This window comes from Lichenibacterium dinghuense (genome assembly GCF_021730615.1).
Taxonomy (GTDB): domain Bacteria; phylum Pseudomonadota; class Alphaproteobacteria; order Rhizobiales; family Beijerinckiaceae; genus Lichenihabitans; species Lichenihabitans dinghuensis.
Genome location: NZ_JAJLMN010000001.1, coordinates 5,852,397 through 5,860,510, shown reverse-complemented (window position 1 = coordinate 5,860,510; position 8,114 = coordinate 5,852,397). Strand labels below are relative to the sequence as shown.

9 protein-coding genes are annotated in these 8,114 nt (G+C 74.4%); 7 read left to right on the top strand and 2 right to left on the bottom strand.

Going from position 1 to position 8,114, the window contains the following annotated elements:
• From L7N97_RS28095 to gspM, 3 genes are all read left to right on the top strand, one after another.
• Nucleotides 1-656, top strand: a 656-nt coding sequence (locus tag L7N97_RS28095; protein ID WP_237481970.1) for a hypothetical protein, incomplete at its 5' end; no start/stop codon positions are given.
• Nucleotides 657-666: 10 nt separating this feature from the next.
• A complete protein-coding gene (locus L7N97_RS28090; RefSeq protein ID WP_237481968.1) occupies nt 667-1,764 on the top strand; it encodes a PilN domain-containing protein in 1,098 nt (365 codons plus the stop codon).
• Nucleotides 1,761-2,342: a type II secretion system protein GspM gene (gene gspM / locus L7N97_RS28085; RefSeq protein WP_237481967.1), complete on the top strand. Its 582-nt coding sequence runs from the start codon at nt 1,761-1,763 to the stop codon at nt 2,340-2,342. Before L7N97_RS28090 ends, gspM begins: the two co-directional genes overlap by 4 nt.
• 73 nt (nt 2,343-2,415) lie before the next feature.
• Here the strand turns inward: gspM and L7N97_RS28080 are convergent, their stop codons facing one another.
• Complete coding sequence (locus tag L7N97_RS28080; RefSeq protein WP_237481964.1) at nt 2,416-3,372, bottom strand: ferritin-like domain-containing protein; 957 nt, start codon at nt 3,370-3,372, stop codon at nt 2,416-2,418.
• A 288-nt stretch (nt 3,373-3,660) separates the two neighbouring features.
• On the opposite strand from L7N97_RS28080, the gene L7N97_RS28075 reads away from it, so the two are divergent.
• The gene (locus L7N97_RS28075) at nt 3,661-4,059 is read left to right on the top strand and encodes a hypothetical protein (protein ID WP_237481961.1); all 399 of its coding nucleotides are present in this window, start codon (nt 3,661-3,663) and stop codon (nt 4,057-4,059) included.
• A 15-nt stretch (nt 4,060-4,074) separates the two neighbouring features.
• Here the strand turns inward: L7N97_RS28075 and L7N97_RS28070 are convergent, their stop codons facing one another.
• Nucleotides 4,075-4,542 (bottom strand): nuclear transport factor 2 family protein, encoded by a 468-nt coding sequence (locus L7N97_RS28070; RefSeq protein ID WP_237481959.1) that lies wholly within the window; start codon nt 4,540-4,542, stop codon nt 4,075-4,077.
• Nucleotides 4,543-4,668: 126 nt separating this feature from the next.
• On the opposite strand from L7N97_RS28070, the gene L7N97_RS28065 reads away from it, so the two are divergent.
• From L7N97_RS28065 to L7N97_RS28055, 3 genes are all read left to right on the top strand, one after another.
• A complete protein-coding gene (locus tag L7N97_RS28065) occupies nt 4,669-5,163 on the top strand; it encodes a hypothetical protein (protein ID WP_237481957.1) in 495 nt (164 codons plus the stop codon).
• A gap of 130 nt (nt 5,164-5,293) precedes the next feature.
• A complete protein-coding gene (locus L7N97_RS28060) occupies nt 5,294-6,166 on the top strand; it encodes an MBL fold metallo-hydrolase (protein WP_237481955.1) in 873 nt (290 codons plus the stop codon).
• A gap of 163 nt (nt 6,167-6,329) precedes the next feature.
• Nucleotides 6,330-8,096 (top strand): chloride channel protein, encoded by a 1,767-nt coding sequence (locus L7N97_RS28055; RefSeq protein ID WP_237481953.1) that lies wholly within the window; start codon nt 6,330-6,332, stop codon nt 8,094-8,096.
• The last annotated feature ends 18 nt before the right edge of the window (nt 8,097-8,114 follow it).

Below are 8,114 nucleotides of genomic sequence, written 5' to 3'. Positions count from 1 at the left end.
GCTGCTCAGCGGCCGGCCTCGGAGGGGCTGACCTCGAAGCTGCCGCGGCCCGCGTCGCCCGCTTCCGCGCCGATGCTGCGGCCCGCGCCAAACCGGCCGGCGCGGGCGACGGCGAGGGCGCGGCCCCGGCGGCCGGCGGCCTCGCCGCCATCCGCGCCGCCGTCGACGCCCTCGGCCCGGCCGCGAAGCCGAAGGCGGCCTCGGCCGGCCCGGCGGCCATCCGCGACCTGTCCGAGGTCGCGGGCGACTGGGGCCTGCCCGACGCCGTGGCGCGGCGCCTCCTGCCGTCGCTGACGGTGAGCAGCGGCGCCGCCACCGTGGACCCCGTGCTGGCCGACCGCACGGTGCTGCTCGCGCTGCTGGGCAGCGACGAGCGCGTCGACGACTACGTGCGGCGGCGGGAAGCCGGGTTCGGCGACAAGGATTCGGCGCTGGCGCTGCTGCCGGTGCCGTCGCGCGACTTCGTCGCCTTCGACGACGTGCCGGCCGTGCGGGCCGTGGCCCGGGTCCGGGTGGCGAACCGCTATGAGCGGCGCTACGAATTCGTTCTCGCGCCGCCGGCTTCCACGCCGCCCGTCGCGGCGCCGGACGCCGGCGACGGTGCGGGCGGGCGGAGCGCGGCCCCCGTCGTCGTGTCCTGGCGGGTGCTGCCGTGATGGTGCGCGCATGCTGAGCAGGCTTCGGGGCTGGTGGACGTGGTTCGTGGAGGGCCTCGTCGAGGCGCTGCTGTGGGTCGTCGACCGCGCGCGGCGGGCCGCGCCGGTCCGCATCGACCTCGGCGGCGGATCGGCCACGGTGTTGGGGGCCGGCGGCGCGCCGCTCGGGGGGCTGACGCCGGGCGACGGCCCGGCCGCCTTCGAGCCGGCCGGCCTCGCCCGGCGGCTCGCCGGCGCCGCGGTCGACCTCGTGGTGCCCCCGAACTGGATCGCCCGGCGCGAGCTCGACCCTGTGGCCCTGGCGAGCCGCCCCTTCCTCGACGCCTTCGTGCGCCACCAGATTGAGCGCGTGACCCCGTGGCGCGTCGGCGACGTCCACTACCGCATCTCCGCGGACCCGCTGCCCGAGGACCCGGCCCGCCTGGCCGTGGCCGTGGCGGTGGTGCCGAAGCGGCTCGTGGCGCGCGCGCTCGCCGCCTTGGCGCCGCTGCAGCCGCGCGAGATCCGCCTGCGCGCCGCGGACGATCCGGCCGGCGCCCGCGCCCTGCCCCTCGGCGGCGGACGCCCGCGCCTCGCCGCCGCGCTGCGCCGAGCCGTGCTGGGCGGCCTCGGCGCGGCGCTCCTCGGCACGGTGGGCGTGGTCGGGGTGCTGGAATGGCAGGCCGGCGCGGTGCGCGACGACATCGACGAGCAGGACCGCGTCCTGGACGCGCGCAAGGCCGTCCTGGCGCGCGAGCGCCGCGCCGCCGACCCCGGCGGCGAGGCGGCCGCGAAGCTGCGCGCGATCGAGGCGGCCCGCCCGCGCGCGGTGGCGGTCATCGACGCGCTGTCGGCCGCGCTGCCCGACAGCGCCCACCTGACCGCGCTGTCGATCGAGGGCGACCGCGTCACGGTGGCTGGGGTGTCGAGCGAGCCGTCGGCCCTGGTGCCGGCGCTGGAAACCTCGGGCGCCTTCGCGAGCGTGGCCTTCGGCGCCGCCACGACGCGGGCCGAGACCGGCGGCGGCGACCGCTTCACGCTGGAGATGAAGGCCCTGCCGCGACGCTCGGACCACGCCGGCCCGCCGCCGGGCGAGGCACCGCCGACCGTCACGAGGGCCGGGCCGTGACGTCGCGGCAGCTCGTCACCCTGGGGCGGCCGCTCGGCGCCAGCCTGCTGCTCGGGGCTCTCCTGCTGGCCGCGCTCGGGGCCATCGGCGCGAGCTGGGCCGACCTGTCGTCCGCGACGGAGGAGCGCGACGCCAAGGCGGAGCTCCTGGCCCGCAGCGTCGCGGCCAGCCAGCGGGCCAGGGCCGCCCCGGCGGTGCCCGCGGCCGACCCCTTCGTCCACGCCGACACCGCGACCCTCGCGGCTGCGGCGGTCGACTCCGACCTGCGCACCAGGGCCGCCGCCGCGGGGATATCCCTGCTGTCGAGCCGCGCCGACGCCAAGCCGGAAGAGCCGGGCACCTCCGGCGCCGGCTTCGGCACCCGCATCGAGGATCAGGCCGTGCTGGAAGGGCAGAACGGGGCCCTGCAGGCGCTGCTCGTCGCCGTCGAGACGGGCACCCCGGCGATGCTGGTCGACGACGTCGCGGTCGAGCCCGCCGAGCAGGACGGCGCGGCGCTCGGCGACGCGCAGCAGCCGAGGCTGCACGTGACCCTGACGCTCAGCGCCTATTGGCGGCCCGGACAGCCCCCGAAATGACGAGGCGGCCGATCCTGCGATCGGCCGCCCCTCCGTCGAAGCCGGCTCGCGCCGGCCGATGGTCCCGGTCGGACTAGCCGCCGGTGGCCTTCAGCAGGGCGTCGAAGCCCGGGCCGCCGTTGGCGCCGTTCGGGAAGAACACGCCCTGAGACGCGCCGATGCCGCCGTAGACCACGTTGAGCACCTGGCGCGGCGTGCGGGCGAAGACGAGGCTGTTCGGGTCCGTCGGCACGATGTTGGCCGGCGACGGGAAGCCGCCGTCGAGCGTGCTCTCGCTCGCGCCGATGCCCTGGTCGTCCGCCGCCTGCGACAGCTTGGCGCGGAGGGCGGAGATCAGGCCCGTGATGCCCGTCACGGTGCCGTTCTGCTGCGAGAACAGCGCCGTGCGGATCGTAGCGGCATGGTAGGCTTCCACGCCCAGGATCGAGGCCGCGGCCGCGAGGTACGACTTGTTGGTGATGAAGGGCGCGGCGCCGTTGTAGGCGGTCACGCCGACGTCCTCGAAGATGTAGGCGGCGAGCAGGAAGCTGGTGTCGTCGGCGTAGGGGTTGAACGTGCCGGGGATGTTGGCCGCCTTGGCCAGCGCCTGGAAGGACGTGTCGAGCGAGATGATCGGCTCGGCCACGGCCTGGGACCCGAGCGCGTTCTTCAGGAAGATGACGTGGTTCTTCTCGTCGTTGGCGATCTCGGCCGCGATGTTCTGCACGACGGGATTCTGGAACGGCACCTTGCTGCCGCCGCGGACGCCGCCGCCCTGCGTGCCGATGCCGCCCGTGAGGCTGGACGGAAGGCCGACGCCGTAGACGGCGCGCTGGTAGAACTCGGCTTCGAGGTATTCGAGATTGAGCGCGAAGTTGAGGATCGCGATGTCGTAGTCGGCCGAGGCGGCCTTCGCCTCGGTCGTGCCGACGGCGGCCAGGGCGGCGAGGGCGGTCCCCATGCCCGCCGTCCGGAGGAAGGCGCGGCGGCCGGCCTCGAGGTCGATCGCCGGCTGAGCGGCTTCCGCTCCGTGGTCTCGTTTGTCCTGCATGGCTGTTCGTCTCCCTGGTGGTTCGGCTCGGCGGTGCGGTCGTCGCTCCGCCGGCGATCCCCGTGCCCATAGGAAGGCTAGTGGACGACCGCGTCGTGACAAGAACGCGGGCCGCATTGCGTCGAAATTCTGTGCGCCTCGGCCGATCTTGTGGCTTATTTGCATCAACTTACATCAAGTCCGGCGCGACACGCGCGGGCCCGGCGGCTGCGCGCCCGATCCGCTGGGCGTATCGCCCCGGCGGCGCCCCGTGCTATCCAGCGACGGAAGGCGCGGGAGGGGGCCGTTTTGAGGGCAGACTCGATCCGTCGTGCCGCGCTGGCCGCGGCCCTGGCCGCATCGGCCTCGCCGACGCGAGCCGACCCGTCCGCGGAGTTCCGGGCGATGGTCGAGCGCCCGCTCTTCTCGCCGAGCCGCCGCCCCCCTCCGCCGCCCCTCGCCGCTCTGCCTCCCCCGGTCCTGCCCGAGCCGGCGCCGTCCGCCCCCGACCTGACGCTGAGCGGGGTGATCGCGGGCGGGGGGGGCGGGGTGGCCCTGGTGCGGCGCCCGCAGGATGGCGCGCCGGTGCGCGTGGCCCTCGGCGGGCAGATCGACGGGTGGACGCTGTCCGAGATCCGCCCGCGCACCGTCGTGCTCCGCCGCGACGACCGCAGCGTCACGCTGGATCTGCCGACCCCGGCGCGCTGACGGGCGACCGCGGCTTCACAGCCCGAGGTCGCTCAGCCCCGGATGGTCGGCGGGCCGCGGTCCCGCCGGCCAGCGGAACTTGCGGTCGGCTTCGGCGATCGGCAGGTCGTTGATGGAGGCGATGCGGCGGCGCATGAGGCCGTGCCCGTCGAATTCCCAGTTCTCATTGCCGTAGGAGCGGAACCAGGAGCCCGAATCGTCCCGCCATTCATAGGCGAAGCGGACCGCGATGCGGTCGCCCGCGAAGGCCCACAGCTCCTTGACGAGGCGGTAGTCGAGCTCGCGGGCCCACTTCCGCTCCAGGAAGGCCTGGATGGCGCCGCGCCCGGTGAGGAACTCGGCGCGGTTCCGCCAGACGCTGTCCTCCGTGTAGGCGCGGGCCACGGCGGCCGGATCGCGCCCGTTCCAGGCATCCTCGGCGCGCCTGACCTTGATGGCGGCGGTTTCGGCCGTGAACGGCGGCAGGGGCGGGCGGTCGGTCATGCCGGGCGATCTCCGTCGGGCGTGTGGCGGCGAGCATGCGGCATCCGGCCACGGCCGCCAAGGGGCGCCCGAGCGCGCCCGAACGCGCGCGCTCGGCCATTGGAACTTCGTTTACCGCGTTCGGCGATGGTCCTGCATCCCCTCGACGACGCCGCGACACGGCCGAAGGGGAGCGTTCGAGCCATCGCGGAGCTGCAGGCCATGGGGGTCCACCCCGAATTCTCATCCTTCGATCGACGTCCGGCCGACCTCGACGCGGCGCGCCGCACGATGTGGCAGTGGGCGGAGCCGATCGTCATCGATCGCGCCGTCGAGAGCTACGTCCGCACGGTGGACGAGGCCGGCACGGCGGCCATGGCGCGCAAGCACTGCCGCCTGTGGCAGATGGTGCTGTTCAACGGCCCCGCCACGGTGATGGCCGGCCTCGACGACCTGCAGCGCGCCGCCGACAGTCTCGGCCTGCCCGAAGCCCTGGTCGACGACACCAACGACCACATCCTCGAGGAACTCGTCGACATCGTCACGAGCCGCTACCGTTCGTCCCGCAACACCATCCGCACCTTCAGCCTCGTCCTGATGGCGGCCGCGTCCAGCCTCAGCAAGGCCCGCATATCCGTCTGACAAATCTTCGCCACGGCTTGCGCCGGGCCTTCGCTTGCGCGACCATGGCCCCAGCGGCGACCGGGATCACATCGGGCGAGCGGCCGTCGGGTGGAACGAGTGCGATGGACAGCGCGGCGGCGGTGGCATGATGCCTGAGCGGGGCGGCGACGGGGACCTGTCAGTGCGCTTCTGGGGCACGCGCGGCTCGCTGCCGATGCCCGGGCCCGACACCGTCGTCTACGGCGGCAACACCTGCTGCGTGGAGGTCCGCCTCGGGACCCGGCTCTTCATCATCGATGCCGGCAGCGGTCTCGAAGCGGCGGGCCGCTCCCTCCCGGGCACGGCCCGCATCGATCTCCTGCTCAGCCACCTCCACCACGACCACGTCTCGGGGCTGCCGTTCTTCTCTCCGATCCTGAAGGAGAAGGGGAGCCTGCGCATCTTCTGCGGGAACCAGGGCGGCGCCAGCGCCAAGGCGGCGCTCGACAGCATGTTCGCCCCGCCCCTGTTCCCCGTCACGCTGGACGTGCTGCCGGGCAGCATCGAGCACGTGGGTTTCCGGGCGGGGGAAACGCTGTCCTTCGAGGACGGCGTGCGCGTCGCCACCTGCCCGCTGCGCCATCCGGGCGGCGCCACCGCCTACCGGTTCGACCACGGCGGCCGGCGCGTCTGCTACGTGTCCGACATGGAGCACCTCGACGCCGGGCCGGACCTCGACGTCGTGAACTTCTGCCGGGGCGCCGACCTCGTCATCTACGACGCCATGTTCACCGAAAGCGAGCTGCCGCGCTGCCGGGGCTGGGGCCACTCTACCTGGAACGCCGGCGTAGAGCTGTGCCGGGCCGCCGGCGCCCGGACGCTCGCGGCCTTTCACCACCACAAGGGGCACGACGACGCGGCGCTGGCCGGCATCGAGGCCTCACTCGCCGCGGCCCTGCCGGGCTCCTTCGTGGCCCGTGAAGGGCAGACCCTGGTCTACAGGGCCCGGCAGGCTGCCGTCGCGGCCGCCCAGGAGGCGTGAGCGCGCCCCGCCCGCTTCGAGCGGGGTCCTGACGGTCGTCTCCGCCGTCCATGAGGCGTTGCAGCGCCGCGGTCGATCGACCAAGGATGGGCGCGTCGACCGTCCGCCCGTCCGGCAGGAAGCGAGGGGGCGACGGCGCCCATCAACCCCGGTCGGACAGGTCTTGTCGAACCCCCAGCAGACGATCGCCGGCCGGCAGCTGCCGATTTGGCTCAGGACCTTCGTCCGGACGCGCGAAGCCGGCCTCGTGCTCGCCGCGCTGGTGATCGGCGTCGCCGCCGGCGGACTCGTGGCGCTGGTCGGATCCACCGTCCAGGCGATGCACGAGCTGCTCTTCGCCCTGCCGCACGGGCAGCGGCTCAGCGCCGCCGCGCACCTGATCGGCTGGCGGACGCTCCTCGTCCCCGTGCTCGGCGGCCTCGCGTTGACCGCGCTGTCGCGGTATGCGCGCCGCCTGTCGGGGCGCCTCGCCGACGCCATCGAGGCCAACGCGCTGTTCGGAGGGCGCCTGTCGCTGACCGGCAGCCTGCTCGTCACGGTGCAGACCGTGGTGTCCTGCGGCACGGGGGGCTCGGTCGGGCTTGAGGCCGGCTACGCGCAGATCTCCGCCGCCATCGCGTCCCGCCTCGGCCTCGCGCTGGCGACCCGGCGCGGCGACCTGCGCCTCCTCGTCGCCTGCGGGGCGGCCGGCGCCATCGCGGCCGCCTTCGGGGCGCCGCTGGCCGGCGCCTTCTACGGGTTCGAGGTCGTGCTCGGCACCTACACGGTGTCGGCGCTGGCGCCCGTGGCCGCGAGCGCCCTCGTGGCGAGCCAGGTCGCCCACAGCTTCGACGAGGGCCATTTCCTGATCCGCCCCGGATCGCTCGCGACCCTGGGGGCGGGCGACCTCGGCCACGTCGTCGCCATCGGGGTGCTCTGCGGCTTCGCCGGTATCCTGCTGATGGTGGCCGTGGCGGGCAGCGAGACCCTGTTCCGCCGGCTGAAGGTGCCGGCGCCCTGGCGCATGCCCGTCGGCGGCCTCGTGGTGGGCGGCATGGGGCTGCTGACCCCGCAGGTGCTCGGGGCCGGACACGGCGCCATGTCGATCGACCTCGTGGCCTCGCTGGCGCCGCTCACCATCCTGGGCATCATCGCGCTGAAGGGGGCGGCCTCGGCGGTGTCGCTCGGCTCGGGCTTCCGCGGCGGCCTGTTCTACGCCTCGCTGCTGATCGGCGCGCTGGTCGGGCGCCTCTACCACGACGTCGGTTTCGTCCTCTACCCGGACCTCGCCTTCGATCCAGATGTCGCGGCGCTGACCGGCATGGCGGCCCTCGGCACCGGCGTGATCGGTGCGCCCGTCACCATGACGGCGCTGGCGCTGGAGACCACCGGCAACTTCCCCATCACGATCGCGGCGCTGATCGGCGCCGTGGTGTCGTCGCTGATCGTGCGGGAGCTGTTCGGCTATTCCTTCGCGACCTGGCGCTTCCACCTGCGCGGGGAGGCCATCCGCGGCCCGCACGACGTGGGCTGGATGCGGGACCTGTCGGTCAAGTCGCTCATGCAGGCGAACGTGCGCACGGCGGCGCACGACCTCACTCTCCGCGAGGCCCGGCTCGCCTTCCCGCTCGGCTCCGCCAAACAGCTGGCCGTGGTCGACGGCGCCGGCCGCTACGCGGGGCTGGTGATGCTCGACGACCTTCACACGGCGCCGCTCGACCGCGGCGGGGACCCCGTGTCGTCGCTGAGCCGCTTCGCCGACCGCGTGCTGCTGCCCTGGATGACGGTGCGCGAGGCGCTCGACCTGTTCGAGAAGGGCGAGGCCGACGCCCTGGTGGTGGTGGACCACGAGGCGACGCGGCGCGTGGTGGGCACGATGACGGAGGCGCACGCCCTGCGCCGTTACGGCCGGGCGCTCGAACGCCAGCAGCCCGACAACGTGCTGCGGTGAGGCTCTTCCGCGGCGCGG

What these genes read in the sequence shown, in the direction of transcription:
- L7N97_RS28080 (WP_237481964.1), bottom strand. Translation starts at nt 3,372, where the DNA reads ATGCAGGACAAACGAGACCACGGAGCGGAAGCCGCTCAGCCGGCGATC.
- L7N97_RS28065 (WP_237481957.1), top strand. Translation starts at nt 4,669, where the DNA reads ATGGTCCTGCATCCCCTCGACGACGCCGCGACACGGCCGAAGGGGAGC.
- L7N97_RS28060 (WP_237481955.1), top strand. Translation starts at nt 5,294, where the DNA reads ATGCCTGAGCGGGGCGGCGACGGGGACCTGTCAGTGCGCTTCTGGGGC.
- L7N97_RS28070 (WP_237481959.1), bottom strand. Translation starts at nt 4,542, where the DNA reads ATGACCGACCGCCCGCCCCTGCCGCCGTTCACGGCCGAAACCGCCGCC.
- L7N97_RS28090 (WP_237481968.1), top strand. Translation starts at nt 667, where the DNA reads ATGCTGAGCAGGCTTCGGGGCTGGTGGACGTGGTTCGTGGAGGGCCTC.